Annotated in this window: 15 protein-coding genes; 1 reads left to right on the top strand and 14 read right to left on the bottom strand. The window is 64.5% G+C overall.

Annotated elements, in window-relative coordinates:
• Nucleotides 1–26 precede the first annotated feature (26 nt).
• The 9 genes from F9288_RS12215 to F9288_RS12175 all read right to left on the bottom strand — a co-directional run bounded on the left by F9288_RS12215 (nt 27) and on the right by F9288_RS12175 (nt 8,429).
• Complete coding sequence (locus F9288_RS12215; protein ID WP_174837043.1) at nt 27–1,586, bottom strand: AMP-binding protein; 1,560 nt, start codon at nt 1,584–1,586, stop codon at nt 27–29.
• Nucleotides 1,583–2,254 carry a hypothetical protein gene (locus tag F9288_RS12210; RefSeq protein ID WP_174837042.1) on the bottom strand — a complete coding sequence of 224 codons (672 nt, stop codon included), beginning with the start codon at nt 2,252–2,254 and terminating at the stop codon, nt 1,583–1,585. The genes F9288_RS12215 and F9288_RS12210 overlap by 4 nt, the downstream gene beginning before the upstream one ends.
• Nucleotides 2,255–2,256: 2 nt before the next feature.
• On the bottom strand, nt 2,257–3,141 hold the full coding sequence (locus F9288_RS12205; protein ID WP_174837041.1) for a phenylacetate--CoA ligase family protein: 885 nt from the start codon (nt 3,139–3,141) through the stop codon (nt 2,257–2,259).
• Between the two features lie 64 nt (nt 3,142–3,205).
• Nucleotides 3,206–4,377 (bottom strand): IS3 family transposase gene (locus F9288_RS12200; RefSeq protein ID WP_174834841.1). Its coding sequence is split into 2 segments (ribosomal slippage): nt 3,206–4,110 and nt 4,110–4,377, totalling 1,173 coding nucleotides; the frame shifts between segments, so codons are not numbered across the junction.
• Nucleotides 4,328–4,891 carry a hypothetical protein gene (locus F9288_RS12195; RefSeq protein ID WP_174837040.1) on the bottom strand — a complete coding sequence of 188 codons (564 nt, stop codon included), beginning with the start codon at nt 4,889–4,891 and terminating at the stop codon, nt 4,328–4,330. The genes F9288_RS12200 and F9288_RS12195 overlap by 50 nt, the downstream gene beginning before the upstream one ends.
• Nucleotides 4,834–5,271, bottom strand: a complete 438-nt coding sequence (locus F9288_RS12190; protein WP_254620860.1) for a Zn-ribbon domain-containing OB-fold protein — start codon at nt 5,269–5,271, stop codon at nt 4,834–4,836. Before F9288_RS12190 ends, F9288_RS12195 begins: the two co-directional genes overlap by 58 nt.
• Complete coding sequence (locus F9288_RS12185) at nt 5,268–6,494, bottom strand: thiolase (protein WP_174837039.1); 1,227 nt, start codon at nt 6,492–6,494, stop codon at nt 5,268–5,270. The genes F9288_RS12190 and F9288_RS12185 overlap by 4 nt, the downstream gene beginning before the upstream one ends.
• 55 nt (nt 6,495–6,549) lie before the next feature.
• Nucleotides 6,550–7,758, bottom strand: a complete 1,209-nt coding sequence (locus F9288_RS12180; RefSeq protein ID WP_174837038.1) for an alpha/beta fold hydrolase — start codon at nt 7,756–7,758, stop codon at nt 6,550–6,552.
• Complete coding sequence (locus F9288_RS12175; RefSeq protein WP_174837037.1) at nt 7,755–8,429, bottom strand: FadR/GntR family transcriptional regulator; 675 nt, start codon at nt 8,427–8,429, stop codon at nt 7,755–7,757. The genes F9288_RS12180 and F9288_RS12175 overlap by 4 nt, the downstream gene beginning before the upstream one ends.
• A 107-nt stretch (nt 8,430–8,536) precedes the next feature.
• Here F9288_RS12175 and F9288_RS12170 point away from each other — a divergent pair, with 107 nt between their 5' ends.
• Nucleotides 8,537–9,670, top strand: a complete 1,134-nt coding sequence (locus F9288_RS12170) for an amidohydrolase family protein (protein WP_174837036.1) — start codon at nt 8,537–8,539, stop codon at nt 9,668–9,670.
• Here the strand turns inward: F9288_RS12170 and F9288_RS12165 are convergent.
• The 5 genes from F9288_RS12165 to F9288_RS12145 form a co-directional block, all read right to left on the bottom strand.
• The gene (locus F9288_RS12165) at nt 9,649–10,908 is read right to left on the bottom strand and encodes an MFS transporter (RefSeq protein WP_174837035.1); all 1,260 of its coding nucleotides are present in this window, start codon (nt 10,906–10,908) and stop codon (nt 9,649–9,651) included. The genes F9288_RS12170 and F9288_RS12165 overlap by 22 nt on opposite strands.
• 4 nt (nt 10,909–10,912) lie before the next feature.
• Nucleotides 10,913–11,929: a DUF2889 domain-containing protein gene (locus F9288_RS12160; protein WP_174837034.1), complete on the bottom strand. Its 1,017-nt coding sequence runs from the start codon at nt 11,927–11,929 to the stop codon at nt 10,913–10,915.
• Nucleotides 11,930–11,958: 29 nt separating this feature from the next.
• Nucleotides 11,959–13,029: a hypothetical protein gene (locus tag F9288_RS12155; RefSeq protein WP_254620859.1), complete on the bottom strand. Its 1,071-nt coding sequence runs from the start codon at nt 13,027–13,029 to the stop codon at nt 11,959–11,961.
• 103 nt (nt 13,030–13,132) lie between these two features.
• A complete protein-coding gene (locus F9288_RS12150; protein WP_174837033.1) occupies nt 13,133–13,915 on the bottom strand; it encodes a FadR/GntR family transcriptional regulator in 783 nt (260 codons plus the stop codon).
• Nucleotides 13,916–14,044: 129 nt separating this feature from the next.
• Nucleotides 14,045–16,387 (bottom strand): TonB-dependent receptor, encoded by a 2,343-nt coding sequence (locus F9288_RS12145; RefSeq protein ID WP_174837032.1) that lies wholly within the window; start codon nt 16,385–16,387, stop codon nt 14,045–14,047.

The following is a 16,387-nucleotide window of genomic DNA, read 5'->3' as shown; positions in this document are numbered from 1 at the left end:
TCGAAGCAATTCAACCGTCCTCCGTATCAGCCGACTTTCGGGTAACCGCCTCCGCCATAGGCCGCATCGACCGCCGCGCGATCAACAAATCCGGCGGCGTTGCGCGGCAGACTGTCGGCGAACTCGACGATCTTCGGCTTCTTGTAGCTCGCCATGCGCTCGCGGCAGTGCGCGATGAAGGATTCCGCGTCGTGCGCGGTATCGGGCTTGCGCACGATGATCGCCTTGATGTTCTGATCCCAGGTCGGATCGGGCACGCCGATCACGCACACGTCCGCGACGCCTTCATGGCTGCGCAGGCAATTCTCGACCTCGGCCGGATAGACGTTCTCGATCCCCGTCTTGATCATCGTCGTCTTCGGGCCAACGAAGATCAGGCTGCCGTCGGGTGCGCGGCGACCGAGATCGTTGGTGCGATGCCAGCCGTTGACGACCCGGCGAGCATTCTCCTCCGGCCGGTTCCAATAGCCGCACATCACCAGCGGGCCGCGCGCGCAAATCTCGCCGGTTTCCCCGTGCGCCACTTCATTGCCGTCATCGTCGGCGATCATGAACTGGACGAACGGCACCGCACGCCCCGCGCCGGTTCCGCCCATCCACAAGACCGAGGAGAGACCACCGATCTCGGTCTGACCATATCCTCCCATCTTCTTCATCGACGGCGCATGGAGGGGCATTACCAGCGGGATGCGATAATCGCTCATCTGCGGATCGGCGAACAGCGAGGAAACGTCATATCGCCCGTCGGCATTGGCCGCGCGCATCTGCGCGATCGTCGGCGGCGCGATGAAAGCGTGGGTCACGCGGTTGGCCGCGATATTGTCGAGCAGTTCCACCGGATCGACCCGCGCGACGAACACATTCCGTCCGCCGGCAAGGAAGGCGCCCAGCGTCCCCATCATCACGCCGACATGGAACATCGGCCCGGACACCAGATAGGCGCTGTCCTCGTCGATCGCCTGCCCCATCATGCCCTGCCACGCCATGATGATGAGCGACTCATGGCTCAGCAGCGCGGCGCCCGGGCGACCGGAGAAGCCGGCGGTGTAGATCGCCAGCAGCGGCGTCGATGTTTCGACCGGATCGAAATCGGCCGCCGGATCGGCGCTGGCCATCAGCGCCTCATATTCATCCTCGCCGGCACAGCCGTCGTGACAGATCCAGTTGCCGTTGGGGCTGGTCCAGCCGGCGCGCGCGGCACGCATGTTGGCGCCGACCTCCGCCTCCTGCCAGAACACCACCTTCGGATCGAAATCGTCGAGCGCGAAGGCGATTTCCTCGACCGACCAGCGCCAGTTGGCGGGGCAGAAGATCGCGCCGACGCGGGCAGCTGCAAGCAGCGCCTCCAGCACACGGAAGCTGTTCTGACCGAGCCACAGGATGCGATCGCCCTTCCCCACCCCCTTCGCGCGCAGCACGCCCGCCAGGCGGTTCACGCGCTCGTGGAATTCGGCATAGGTGAAACGGTGAGCGCCATCCACGACCGCCGGCATCGCCGGGCGACTGCGCGCATGTTCGTGGAGCAGATCGCCCAGCCCGTAAGGATGGACCGCCGCATAAGGCGCGAGCGCCGGATGCTGCTTCATACGCGCTCCTCCAGCGTAATCGTCAGGTCGCGGGAGCCGCAGCCGCACGGCGCGGTCGAAACCCTGCCCGCAACGCCGGTATCGACGCTTTCGAGCGGCGTGATGAACGGCATCCGCGACGAGATCGCCAGCGTCGGCTCGCCGGAGAACGCCCAGTCGCGCGACGGGAAGTGCAGCCCGCGTTTCGCGCAATCGAACGCGATCGTCGGTCCGAGCACGACGATCCGCCGCAGATCGACGCCCTCGATGCGCGACAGGCTTTCCACCGCATCGGGCCGCGCCCAGACGACACGCCCGCCGAACACCTTCGCCGGATCGTGCCCGAACATCTTCAGCCCTTCGAGCGTCGCCTGCCCGACCCCGAACACGCCGACCGGCGCGAACTGGCGACAGATCGATTCGACGCGACCAGCGTCGAACATGCTCGCCTCGGCATTGATGCCGTAATGGCCGGTGACCTGGATCGCCTTCTCGAACGCGGCGAATTGCGCCACCTCGCCGACCGACGATACCGTCAGGATCACGCTGCCCGGCGCGAAGACGAACGACTGGAGCAGGCGCGCCATCCCGACCGCCTGACGTTCCAGCTCGTCGTACCGCGCGGGAAAGAACTCAGGCTTGCCATCGACATGGTAGCAGCCGACGACATCGGGACGTTGCTGGATCATGGTCATGCCTTCGTCACCCGTGGAATCTTGTGCGGGGGGCCGAGCTTGAGCAGCTCCTGCTCGTCGATCAGTTCGATCGCGAGCGAGACGCCGAGCGCGGCGGTGATCTGATCGTGCAGACGCAGGCGCAGCGCATCCTCGGTGCACGCCAGCCGCGTGGTGTCGTAGCCGACGCGCAGGCGCAGCGTATCCATCTCGCGATCGGTGCGGATGATCTGGAACAAGGCGCCGCGCGTTTCACTATGGCCTTCGACCAGCCCCATGATCTCGCGCGGCAGGATCGAGCGGCCCTCGACGAGGATCTGGTCGCTCGCCCGGCCAAGCACCTTGAACCGCGCATGATTGCGCCCGCAGCCACACGGGCGGCGATCGATGATCGCGAGGTCGCCGGTGGCATAGCGGATCAGCGGCGTCATCCGGTCGATCAGCGTCGTGACGACCAGTTCACCGATCGTGCCGTCCGGAACCGGCTCGCGGGTGACGGGATCGATCGCCTCGATGAAGGCGATATCCTCATAAGCGTGGAAGCCGTCGTGCATCCGGCATTCGGTCGCGCCCGCGACGTCGCCAAGGCTGGTCGTCTCGAACATTTCGAAACCCCAGCTTTCGGTCAGCGCCTTGAGACGCCCCGACAGCGGCTCGCCGCCGAAGATCGCGCCCCTGTAGCTGGAGAATACGTCGATCGGATCGATCCCGGTCTTCTCGAAATACCCCTCCAGCATCAGCAGCACGGGGGTGGAGCACATCGACCACACGGTCGGCCGGAAGCGCAGCGATCCAGCGACCGCTCGCGCGACTTCTTCCGGCGCGATCGAATAGCAGATCTCGGTGATGCCAAGCTGGGCATTGCCGCGGCGGCGATGACCGCCGCGGAAGGTGAACAGCATATGGGTGAGATAATCGCCCGGACGTGCCCCTGGACTGCCCGCGATGACTGGTCCGGTTGCACAGTTAGTTGATGCGGACCTCCGATGCCAGCCTGGGCGGGGGGCGGAGCGCAGCGGAGCCGAGCGGCCAGGCTGGCATCTCGATCGTCTCCGGCGCCGGTGGTCGATAACCGAGGCTGCTGTGGGGCCTTGCCCGGTTGTAATGTGCACGCCACCAGCCAGTGACGATCCGTACCTCCTCGAGGCTGTAGAAGATCTCACCGTTGAGCAGCTCGTCGCGCAGGCGTGCGTTGAAGCTTTCGATATAGCCGTTCTCCCACGGGCTTCCCGGTTCGATATAAAGGGTGGTGACGCCGAGCCGGCCGAGCCATTCGCGTACCGCGTTGGCGACGAACTCGGGGCCGTTATCGGATCTGATATGCTCGGGCGGCCCATGCTCGATGAACAGGTCGGCCAGCACGTCGATCACGTCGTGCGAGCGGAACCGCCGTAGCGGAACCATCGCCAGGCACTCGCGACTGAACTCGTCGATGATGTTGAGCATCCGGTATTTGCGCCCGTTGTACGTCTGATCCTCAACGAAGTCGTAGGACCAGACATGCCCGCGATGCTGCGGGCGCAGCCGAATGCACGATCCGTCGCCCAGCCAGAGCCGACGCCGTTTCGGTTGCCGCTTCGGCACTTTGAGACCCTCCCGCCGCCAGATGCGCTCGACTACCGACAGACTGACCTGCCAGCCGGCATGGCCCAGCAAGGCATGGATGCGGCGATAGCCATATCGGCCATAGTCCCTGGCCAGCGCGACGATGTCGGCCGTCAGGCGCTGCTCGTCGGCATCGTCCTTCGGCGGGTGGCGCTGTGTCGAACGATGCTGGCCCAGAACACGGCAGGTCCGTCGCTCCGATACCGGCAACGCGCGACGGACCTGCTCGATCGCCTCACGGCGACGGGAGGGGCTCAAAAAGTCAGTTTCGATGCCTCTTGAAGGATCGCCTTGTCGAGCGCGAGGTCCGCCACCAGCTTCTTCAGTCGCGCGTTCTCGCGCTCAAGATCCTTCATCCGGCGCGCCTGATCAACCTTCAGCCCGCCATATTCCTTGCGCCATCGATACAGCGTCTGTTCCGCAATCCCGATCTGGCGGCAAGCTTCAACAGCAGTCCCGCCCCGCCCGACAATTACATCCACCTCACGCAGCTTCGCGATGATCTGTTCCGGCGTATATCGCTGACGTCCCATGCCTTTCTCCAATTCTCATGCTCAAACGGACTCTCTTCAGAATTGGACCAGTTTTTCCATGGCAGACCACCCCCATGTGCCAGGTGTCGCGCGCATAACCGACCTCGCTCGGCGCGACGACCCAGTTGGGCACCGGGGTCGGATCGCCCGTGGTGCCGCTGGTCGTGCCGATCGACATGGTTTCGCCCGGCAGCAACTTGCTCATCCCGCCCGAAGGATCGTTATGCGCATCGCGGAAACGGCGCACGTCGTCCTTGTCGATCAACGGCGCTTTGGCGACGAAATCGGCAACCGACTTGATCGCCGACGGCGTGATCCCGGCTGCGTCCCATTGCTGGCGGATCAGCGGCGCGTTCTCGAACGCATGGCGCGTGATCGCGCCAAGCGCCGCCTCCTGATGCGCATCGAGCTCGGCACGTGTCGCGCGCTCGATCGGTTCGAGGAAATCGGGATAATTCATGCTGCGGCCTTCCTGAAGTTCGGCAGCACCCAACCGTCCGCGATCGGCGTCCATTCGACCGCCACCTTCATGCCGATCGCAACGTCTTCGGCATCGCAGCCGGTGACATTGGCGTTGAGCCGCGCGCCTGGCGCACCGTCGAGATCGACCACCACCGGGACATAGACATAATCCTCCCCGGTTCTGGGGTTCTTGTTGCAGATCGCGAAGCTGAACACCGTCGCCGTCCCCGGCAATGTCGGCCAGTTCTTCGCGGTCGACTGACATTCCGGGCAATAAGGCGAGGGCGGCATGCGAAACGCGCCGCAATCGCCGCACTGGCAAGCGGTCAGACGATGCTCCTTGACGGACTGCCAGAACGGTTCGGTATCGGGGTTGGTGGTGATGCGGATATCATTGCCCGGTAACAGGCGCGCGGGGCCGTAGTTCATCATGCCCTCCTCAGGACCATGCCGCTGACCGGCAGCGAAGCGGGGCCGCCCGTGACAAGCGCGAATTCAGCGTCCGCGACCTGATTGATCGCGTTGCCGCGCACCTGCTCGACGCCCTCGACAATGTGGGTCATGCCGATAATATAGGCTTCGTTCAGATTGCCGCCGTGGGTGTTGACCGGCACGCCGCCGTTCACCCCATGCCCGCCCTCGAAGCGTGTCTTGCCGGCAAGGACGTAATCATTGCCCTCGCCCTTGGCGCAGAAACCGTAATCTTCGAGCTGCATGAGCACCATCGGCGAGAAATGATCGTAGAGCAGCGCGACATCCATGTCCGCCGCCTTGAGGCCGGTCTGTTCCCACAATCGGTCGGCGACCCATTGATGCCCCGACGAGGCGAATTCGGGATCGGGCATCCCCATCCAGGCGAAGGCCCGTCCCCAGCGCCGCGTCCCGCCATGCACGCAGCCATGGACGAGCGCGGGCGGATGACGGCAATCGCGCGCGCGTTCCGCGGTCGTCGTGATCACCGCGACCGCGCCATCGGTCTCCAGACAGAAATCGAGCCGCCGCAAGGGATCGGCGAGCATCGGCGATGCCTCATATTCCTCTTTCGTCAGCGGCGCCTTGCGCACCGCCTTGGGACGGTTCGCGGTATTGGCGCGCGTCGCCATGACGATCTCGCCGAACGCATCCTGCGTGGTGCCGTAAAGGTGCATATGGCGGCGCGCGAGGACGCTCATCAGATGCCCTGGCCCGACCAGCCCCGACGGCTGGAGGAAGCTATTCTCAGGGTTCGGCGCGCTCGCGCCGAACACCACGCCCAGCCGATGCTGCGGCAATTGCTGCAACGCCATCAACGTGACGGTATAGGTGCAATCCTCGTTCATCAGCCCGGCGGTGGCGAGGCCGATCGCGCCGGGGCACCCGCCGCCGCCGCTGGTCAGCGAGGCGGAGAAACCGACATGCGGAATCCCCAGCGTCTCCATCAGCGAGGCGGTGTCGAACTTGTCGAGATATCCCGCACCGGCACCGGAATAATAAGCGATGCCGTCGATCTGGCGCACGTTGATCCCTGCATCGGCGCATGCGTTGAGGATCGCCTCCCCCGCCATATCGTTGATCGTGCGCGGCCAGCTCTTGCCCCGGACATAATAGTCCGTCGCGCCGACCCCGACGATCGCGCACTTGTCCTGATTGACCCAGACCAAGACGGCCTCTCCCATCGATTCTACGTATATAACTAGGTTAGTTATTGTGCCGAGCGCTGCTTGTCCAGCCTCAAGCGAAATGCAGCCGGCGATATTTGCCGCGAAAATAGAGCAACGGGTCGCGGCGCGGCTCGAACGTCGCGCGGGTGACATGGCCAACGAGGATGAAATGATCGCCGCCCTCATGCACCGCGTGGCGGGCGCATTCGAACGCCGAGAGCGAACCGGCGAGAACCGGCGCGCCATTCTCCCCGGCTATCCAGTCGGTCGCGGCGAAACGATCCTCGCCCTTGCCGGCGAAACGGTTCGAAGCGGGTTGCTGGCCGATCTGCAATACGTTGACGCAAAAACGATCCGCGACGCGCAGCGCCGGCGCGCTCCCTGCTCCATTGGCGATGCATACAAGCAGCAACGGCGGATCGAGGCTGACCGAAGTGAAGCTGTTGGCGGTCAGCCCGATCGGCGCGCCATCCGGCGTGATCGCGGTGACGACCGTCACCCCGGTTGCGAAACAACCCAGCGCATCACGCAAGGTCCGCGCGTCCGACCCCTGCCGGAACTCGGGCGCGGCACGCGGCACGCGGCGCTCGAGGAAATCGAGCAGCAGCGCATTGAACTGATCGGTGCGATCGGCCGTGATGAGCAGCCGTGCCGCATCGACCTCGGCATATTCGCAATCGGCGATCCGCGCGGCAAAAGCGCTCGCCTGCGCCGGCGTCCCGAGATCGCTCAAGGCACCGCGCACGAACAGCACCGGGACCCGGATCGCGTCAGCGGCATCGGCGAGCAATGCCGGCATGGCGCCCGCATCAATCTGTTCCAGCGCGCTCGGATCCCAGTCTCCGTCCAGCCCGCGCAACCGCTCCACCACCGAGCGCGATGCCGCGGGATCGATCTCCGGCGGCAGGTCCGCGAGAACGAGGCCAGACGCCAGTGTCGCCGCATCGCCGGCCAGCGCCACCGTCGCCACCCATCCGCCGAGCGACGCGGCGACCACTACCGGGCGCGATTCGAGTTGCGCCAGCACCGCCCGCAGGTCCGCGACATAAGCGTCGAGATCATAGCGCCGATCCGCCGGCCGTGCGCTGTCGCCATGCCCGCGCAGGTCAAGGCTGATGACCCGCCGACCCGCCGCTGCCAGCGCGGTCGCGACATCTTGCCAGACGGAACGCGTTTGACCCGCGCCGTGAACCAGCAGCACGGCAGGCGCATCCGGATCGCCCTGCGCATCCGCGACAAGCCGGACACCGCCGAACCCGTTGAACGCGAGCGTCGTCACCGCGCCCCATCCCGCACCAGCCAGCCGGTGATCAGATCGGCGCGGCGCCGGATCATCAGCCGCGCGATCTCCGCGTCGCCCGCGAGTACCGCATCGACCAGATCGCGTTGAAGCGATCGCGCGCGCGCGCGATCCTCGGCACTCTGATAGAAGCGCAAATGATGCTCTTCGCGTCCGAATGTGTAGCCGATCTCGATGAACAATTCGGCGGCGGGGTTGCCGCTCATGCGCGCGAGCAGACGGGCGAGATCAGTCTCGGAGCGGATCATCGCCGCCACCGTATCTGCCTGATCGATCCGGTCCCGAAACGCCGTCAGTTCGTCGCGTGGCAACGGGTCGGTCGAGCGCGCCGCCAGCACGGCCACTTCCTCCGCGATCAGCCGCGTGACCGCATGGACATCGGCGATCGTCGCGCCGTTGAGGCGAAGATAGCGCGCCGGCGCGCGGATCACGTCCGCGGCGTCCGGCCGGGCAGCGTAGAAGCCGCCGCGTATCCCGCGCCGCACCTGCAACAGCCGGTCGGATTCGACGATCTTGGCCGCCTGCCGCAACGTCGGCCGGCTGACGCCAAGACGTTCGATCAATTCGTCCTCCGCGCCGAGATGGTCCCCGGGCGCCGATTCCAGACTCAGTTCGGCGAGCGCATCGGCGGTGTCTTTCACGAGCGTCATACGTCGAAACGATACCTATTTAGGGTGATTGTCAAGGACGCTAGCGCACCATCTTGCATCGATCGACTCAATCAGATACCTATTTAACCAGGTAGAGGAGAATCGCGATGTTGATGAAGCCCTATATCTTCAGTGCCGACAGCCACATCATGGAGCCGCCCACCATCTTCCTCGACGGGCTGCCCGCCAGCCTGAAGAAGCACGCAATCCATTCGCGCCGCGAGGGTGAGTTCCTGCTGACCGGAACCGAGGAAAAAATCATCTATCGCCTCCGCGTCGGCAAGCATCGCGAGAAGGAGCTGGGCGACGCCGAGCGCAAGGGCGTACGCGAGCTGCCGGGCCGGTTCGAGGATATGGAAATCGAGGGCATCGACGCCGAGATCATCTTTCCCAGCCTCGGTCTGTGGCTCTATTGCCTCGATGATCCGGATGCCGAAGCTGCCTCTGCGCGCCTCTATAACGACTGGAACAACAACTTCCTCGGAGGTCACAAGGATCGGTTCGTACGCTGTGGCATGTTGCCGGTGCGCGATCTGTCTAACACGCTGGCGGAGCTGAAATATCTCCACTCGCTCGGCGTCACCGCCGCGATGCTGCCGGCGGCGATGCAGCCCGGCCTGCCGAAATATAACGACGAGGCGTGGGATCCGATCTTCAAACTCGCCGGCGAACTCGGGATCGTGTTCGTGATGCACACCGGCACCGGCCTGGAGAGCGTCGTGCAGGAACGCGGACCCGGCGCGGCGATCGTCAACTATACGCTCCAGATGAACGATGCGATGGAATCGGCGATGTATCTGATCGCCGGCGGGGTGCTCGATCGCAATCCGCAGGCGCGCGTCGCCTTCATCGAATCCGGTGCGAGTTGGCTGATCGCGCTCGCCGAGCGGCTCGACGAGGTGCGCGAGGCGCATGCGAATTTCGTCTTCCCGAAGCTGTCGCGCCTGCCGAGCGAGATCATCGACGACCAGGTCTGGGCGAGCTTCCAGCACGACCGTGGCTGCATCCTCACCTCTACGCTCAAGGGCGGAAAGAACGTGATGTGGGGATCGGATTACCCGCACAATGAGGGCACCTTCCCGATCAGCCGCCCGATCACGATCGAATTGTTCGACGGGCTGGACGTGACACGCGAGCAGCAGGAGAATATCCTCGGCCTCAACGCGGCGCGCTTGTTCCGCATCGAACCGAAGGTTCACACCGATCCGGTCTGGGCGCGTCAGCCCGCCGACGTGGCCTGAGCCGGCAATGGGCGGGCCGTCGCGCCCGCCCGCCATCCGGCGAAGCCGCCTGCCAACAGCCCGAACGAAATGACGGCCAGCGAATAACGCAGCGATGCTGCGCCATAACCGGCAAAGGCATCGCTGAGCGCGCCGACCAGAAAGCCGCCAAGACCCGTGCCGGCGATACCGATGAACATATTGATCGTCGCCGCGGTCATCGCCCGCATCGATGCAGGCAATTGCGCAAAAGCCAGCGCGATCGTCGGCCCGAGATAGAGCGTCATCAGAAACTTCATGACGAGAAAGCTCGCAAGCGCGACATAGCGATCGTCGGCCAGCGCGAAGATCAGGGCGAAGGGAAAGGACAGAAGCAGGCTGATGCCCGCCAGTCGCCCGTTGAAGCGTGGATCGTCGCGCCCGAAGCGGTCACCCAGCCAGCCGGCGACGAGGTTCCCCGCGACCAGCCCGACGAGCGTGGCGCCGCCCAGCCAGAAACCCGTTTCCGCGACCGAAAAGCCGTGAACGCGCTGGAAGAATACCGGCGACCACAACAAATAGCCCATTCCCGTCATCGGCACCGCCGCCACGCTGAGACCGATCCAGCGCAGCGACCGCACGGCGGCCATCGCCCGCAACACGGCAAGCGATCCGAGCGGCGTCACCGCGCCCTCGCCACCGCCCGTCCGACGCGGCTCGATCGCGAATAGCCAGACCGCAAGGCCGACCGCGATCCCCGGCAGCCCGACGAGCAGGAACACCTCGCGCCAGCCGAACATCGTCGATAGCCAACCACCAAGCGCAAGGCCGCCCGACAACCCCAGCGAGCTGGCGGCGAGGATCGCCGACAACACTGTAACACGCCGCTCCGGCGGAAACACGTCGGTGACGAGCGACTGACCGGCCGGCCCGGCCCCCGCCTCGCCGGCCGCCAGCCCGACGCGCGCGAGCGCCATCTGCCAGAAGCCGGTTGCAAGGCCGCAAGCGGCGGTAGCGATGCTCCATATGACCACGCACAAGGCGATGACACGCGGGCGATCGCCATGATCGGCGTAGCGCGCGATCGGGAAGGCGGCGAGCGCGTAGAACAATGCAAATGTCAGCCCGGTCAACAAACCGAGCGCGCGATCGGACAGGGCGAGGTCGCGCTTGATCGCATCCATGAACAGCGTGAACACCTGCCGGTCGACGTAGCTCAGCGCGGCGACGATGAGGACAAGCGCCAGCGTCACCCAGCGGCGGGCAAGGGTTACGGTCATCCGGTCACTCCAATTGACGCGCGAGCGCGGGGACGTCGGCGAGCGAGCGCAGGACGTCGTTGAGATGTGTACAACCGAGCGTTCCTGCGAGCCGCGACAGCACGTCCGCGCGAAAATCCATGACGCGCCCCCCCGCCATCCGGGCGATATTGGCGATCGCGCCAGGACATTCGCGATAGGGCAGGATGCGCGGATCGGCGTCGATCGACACGAGTGTCATCGCCGCCGGGTCGATCAAGGCACGCATGCGATATTCGTGGACCGCGATGCGGCCGCCCGATGGCGCGGTGCCGCTGTCCTGAAAACCGAGATCGACATGAAGCATCGTTTCCTCGCGCCACAGATCGAGCCGCCGTGCGCGGCGCATTCCGGGCGCGCCGTCCTGATGCGTCATCGAATGCCAGCCGTGAGGGTCGTCGGGGTTTTCAAGCGGCCCGACCGGACAAGCGCTTTGCAGCGTGTGATCGGCACCACCGTCTTCGGCGAGCGCGGTCGATCCCGGCGCGAATCCGGTGCAGACACCGATCATCTGCCCGCCGCGCCCGCCATTGCCTCTCGCTCCGCTGCGACGGAGTTCCGCGCCCCAATCAGGCACCCAGCGCGACCACACCCAGCCGGCGACCAGGCTTGCTCCCGCGAAATCATCAAGCAACTGGAAGGCGACCGTTCCGCGCAATTCGCCCAATAAGTCGTTGAGCGTCGCACGGCTGGCGCCCCCTGCCCGCACGCCGACCAGACGATCCAGCCGCTGGATCGAAGGTGCGCTGCCGATCGCGAGAATCTCCCGCCGGACGCTGGCGGAGATCGCGATTTCCGCTTCGTCCAATATCTCCATGCTGCCGCTCGCGCGCGTAGCCAGATCGCGGCCGCGCGCCACCATCCGCATCGGCTGACCAAAGCCCTCCGGCCATACGGTGTCGATCGTCGTGGTGCGGCGGATCGACGCTGCTGGCCGAACCGGCGAAGGCCCGGATGGCCGCTGCGGCGCCGCCCCGGTCAAAGCCTGCGAAGGATGGGACAAGGGTTCAGTGCGCCCGCGTTCGTGCGGAGTCATTCGCCATGTGCATGATGCTCCTTCCATGTCGCGACCCAGTCGCCAAAGTTCGCGATACGCTGCCACAACAACGCGCGCGTGCCCGCGAAATTATGCATGTGGCCCATGCGCGGGCAGATGAAGAGATCGACCGAAGGCGCCGAGCGATAGGCACGCGGCTCGCCCGCCGGATCGGCGCATACGTCGCGCTCGCCCATGGCGACGAGCACCGGCACGTCGACGGCGGCCGCCTCGACCGCGACGATGCCGGGCGTGAGGCAGGTCTGCGCGACCGCGCCGGGGGTCGTCAGCGAATTCCAGGGATTGCCCGCCGCCCCTGACTGACTGGCCGGATCATGGATATTGCGGTTGAAATGCGCGAGATCCCGCTCGACCACTTCGCGCGGCACGTCGTCATAGTGAAATCCCCACGCCATCGCGTCGCCGCCGCGACGTCCGGGGATATTGCGCGCCAATGCCGTCAGATTGAGCGGCGGGGCATTCGTCAGCGTATCGCGCGCGAACCATGGCGCGACGATCGGCGGCTCGCCGGGTCGGACCGGCGGATGCGTATGGATCGCGCTATACCCGAGGCTGGCGATCCCGTGATAGCTCGCGTGCCGACCTTGCTGGACGATCGTCAGGCATCCACCCATCGACTGACCGATGCCAATCGTGACCGGTTCGATGATCGCCGGATAGCCGGGGACGAGCGTGCCACGGGCAAGGCGATCACGAACAACGCCTTCCGCCGCCGCGTTGGCGGCCGCGACAACCGTATAGGTCAATGCCTCCGGCGCGTGCAGACTGCTGTCGCCGACACCCAAATGATCGAGCGCGACGAATATCCAACCGCGCGCGACGTGCCAGTCGGCCTGCGCGCCACTCGTAGGGCCGGGAAGATCACAGGTGTAATAGCCCCGAGAATAGCCTCCGCCCGGTTTGGCGAAGCAGATGATCGGGTTTTGTGGCGGGCGATCGGGCAAGACGACGGTCAGTGCGACATGTGCCGGCTCACCGATACCCGCTGCATCGGTCACGTCGATTCTGAGATCGCGACGGATCATACCGCCGGCGCCGCGTTCCATAGGACATCCTCTCGTCGAACTCTCGTCGAAACGACGATAGATTACCTAGTTATACTAGTGAAGCGCTATTTTGGTGGTCGCGGTGCGGACGGTGATCAATGTGTCAATGCCTCAGGGAATCGACGACGCGTTCGGCCTCTCCGCGCGCCGCCCAGGTTGCGTTCGCATTCCGCAGATGCAGGCGCCAATGATCGATCGCCTCATCCACCGCGCCCGCCTCGATGAGATCGATCAGCTTGATATAGGAGCGCGGACCGACCGTCATCGATTTGCGATGCTCGGCCGCGGGACGCGGATGACGCTGGATATAGTCCGCCTGATGCGCGGCGATCAGTTGGTGTAGAAGCTGGTTGACGAAGATGATCGTGTTGTTGCCGCTGAGCTCGATCAGGACGCGGTGAAACTCCGAAACGCCGGCGATGAAGTCGATGAACTTCTCCTCACCCAGCATCGTCTCCAGCCGCGCCACTTCCTCGCGCAGCCGTGCGATTGCTACGGGGTCTCGCGCCTGCGCGAGACGGCGGACGACGTGCGGCTCGATCGCCAGCCGCGCATCGTACAGGTCAGCGATGGTCGTCCCCTTCGATTGCAGGACATAGCCGGCATAACGCGATACCAGATCGACCGACGGCTTATGCACCTTCGCCCCGGTGCGCGATCCGCGAACGACGCTGATCAGCGCCTCGGCCTCCAGGATGCGAAATGCCTCGCGCAAGGTCGGGCGCGATATCCCGAGCGTCGTCAGCAACTGCCCTTCGGGAGGGAGATAATCTCCCTCCTGCAATTCGCCGCGCACAATCTGACCCCTGATCTGATCGGCGACGAGTTCGGAGGTCTTGGGGACGCGAATGCGGCGGGAAGGAGAGATATTGTCGCTGTCGGCCATCTTGATGGATCGATTCCGTGACGTGAGGCTAGGCTCCGCCACTATCACTCCCGTCGACAATCACCAACCTGCCCTCGGCGATTCCGGTGGCCGCATCATTGACGGCGCACCGAAATCGCCGGCTCGAGGTCAGAAGCGGACGGTCCCCGTCACGCCGTAGGTTGCCGGATCATTGCGGAGCGCCGAGACATATTCCTGAACGAACAAGGCATGTACGATAACGCGCTTGTCGAAGATGTTACGCCCCCACACCGCGAGTTCGAAGCGGTCGTCCGCGAACCCGATCGTCGCGCGCGCGTTAAGGAAACCGGCTCCAGGCTTGGTTGTCGCCGCGACCACTTTTGCGGCTTCGGCGGCACTGTATCCCGCATAGGCAAGCGTGCCGACCGAATCCGGCGCGGTGGCATAGGATCCGACCCAGTTGTAATTGACGTTCAGACCAAGCGAACTGCTGGCCAGCTTGGTGTGATAGTCCGCACCCAGCGTGAACTGATTCTTGGCAAGGCCATCGAAGCGAACGCCCAACGCCGCTTTGTCGACCCCGGTCGTCGCGCCCGCAACGCCGAGATATTTCGTATATTTCGGATCGTTGTACGAATAGGTTCCCGACAACACCAATCCGCGCGCGATCTCGGCGTTAAGCTCTGCTTCAGCGCCATAATTGCGGGCGTTGGCATTCTCCACGATCGTCTGAACCACGCCGCCGATGCTGGTGATCACCGAGCGCTGCGCGTTGTTGAGCGTGTTATGATAGGCTGACAGGTTAAGCCTGACGCGGCGATCGAGGAATTCACTCTTCAGGCCGATTTCCTGTTCATTGACGATCTCGGGCTTGAAGGGAAGCGACACGACCCCTGCCGCACGTAGCTGCTCGCCTCCTGCCCGGAAACCGCGGCTTTGCTTGGCGTAGAACATGACGTCGTCGGTCAATTTATAATCTACGCCGACCGTGTACGACACGTTGCTAAAAGTGTCGGCGCGATGCTTGTCGCAATCGATGGCCGGCGTCGTTCCTGCCGTGATGCAGGCGATCGGCGCGAGATTGGCGACGAGCACCGCAGCGCTGCGCGTATTCACGCGTTTGTCGTCGATAGAATAACGTATGCCGCCGGTAATCCCTAGCCGCGGGGTGACGTGCCACGTCGCCTGCGTATAGAAACCGACCGCATCGGAATCGACGAGTCCGACGAAACGGGTGGCAATCCGCGGCGCCGGAATCGACTGGGTATCGCTGTACGAATAAGAGCGGTCGTAGCCGTCCTCGTGCAGGAAGGTGATGCCGCTCGCGAAATCGACCGCGTCGTTGAACAACTTACCGGTCAATTGCCCCTCGACCGACCATTGGCGGAGATTCTGGTCGAGCGTGGTGAGTGCGATCGGCGCGCTGCCACCGTCGAGATCGAGCGCATTCGCCCCCCTCACGCGGCGATAGCCGCCGATGAGCTTCGCCTGGCCGAACGGCGTGTCGACCGCCAGCGTAGCATTATAGGTATAGGTGCGCACCGACTGATATGGCACGGGGTCGCTACGATAGGGCGCCGCGGAGACGATCGTCGTGTCGACGTTCGTCAGATTGGCCTGGATCTCATTGGTCAACCCCGGAAACCGCGCCAGCGCGCTCGGCGCGGCATAAGTGATGAAGCGCGCGGTATCCTGATCGAACCGGAACCATTCGCCCGACACGACGAGGCTGATGCCATCGGTCGGCTCGAACTTCGCCTTCACCCGCCCGGTCAGGTTGTCGCGATTGCCGTATTCCTGCCCGGACGCGCGATCGGTGATATAGCCATCGCGCTTGTTGATCTGGATCGCGCCGCGCACCGCGAACTTGTCACTCAGACCAAGGTTGAGCACCGCCGTCCCAACGCGCTCGTTGAAGCGGCCGTAGCTGCCCTGCACCATGCCGCTGATCTCGTCCATCTTCGGATCGTTGGTCTGGATCAGCATCGCGCCGCCGGTGGTGTTCCGGCCGAAGAGCGTGCCTTGCGGCCCCTTCAACACCTGCACCGACTGCACGTCGAGCAGATCGGCGTTGAGACCATATTGACGCGCCCAATAGACGCCATCGACATAGACCCCCACCGATGGATCGAGCGTTGCGAGGCTGTCGTTCTGGAACTGTCCGCGTAGCGCGAGCGCAACGGCAGAGGAGTTGTTGGGAGATTCACGCATCACGAAGCCCGGCGTGAAATTCGCAACGTCCTTGAATGTTACTGCATTTTGCTTCTGCAGCGTATCGCCTGAGAATGCCGTGATCGCGACCGGCACATTCTGCTGGTTCTCGGCCACCTTTCGCGCCGTCACCACGACATCCGAAAGTCCCGTGGACCTGCCCTGCCCTTCATCCTGCGGCGAGGCCGGAGTGGTCTGCGCGACCGCTTGCGCCGTGTACAGCCCCCCAACAGCAGTCCCAAGCGCAAGCATCATGCGGAAACCACGCGCAAATTGCGCGGCGCCGTAAGAATCGACCAT

This window comes from Sphingomonas sp. CL5.1, assembly GCF_013344685.1.
Classification (GTDB): domain Bacteria; phylum Pseudomonadota; class Alphaproteobacteria; order Sphingomonadales; family Sphingomonadaceae; genus Sphingomonas.
Note: the sequence above shows the minus strand (reverse complement) of the source record. Positions and strands in the feature narration are given on the sequence as shown.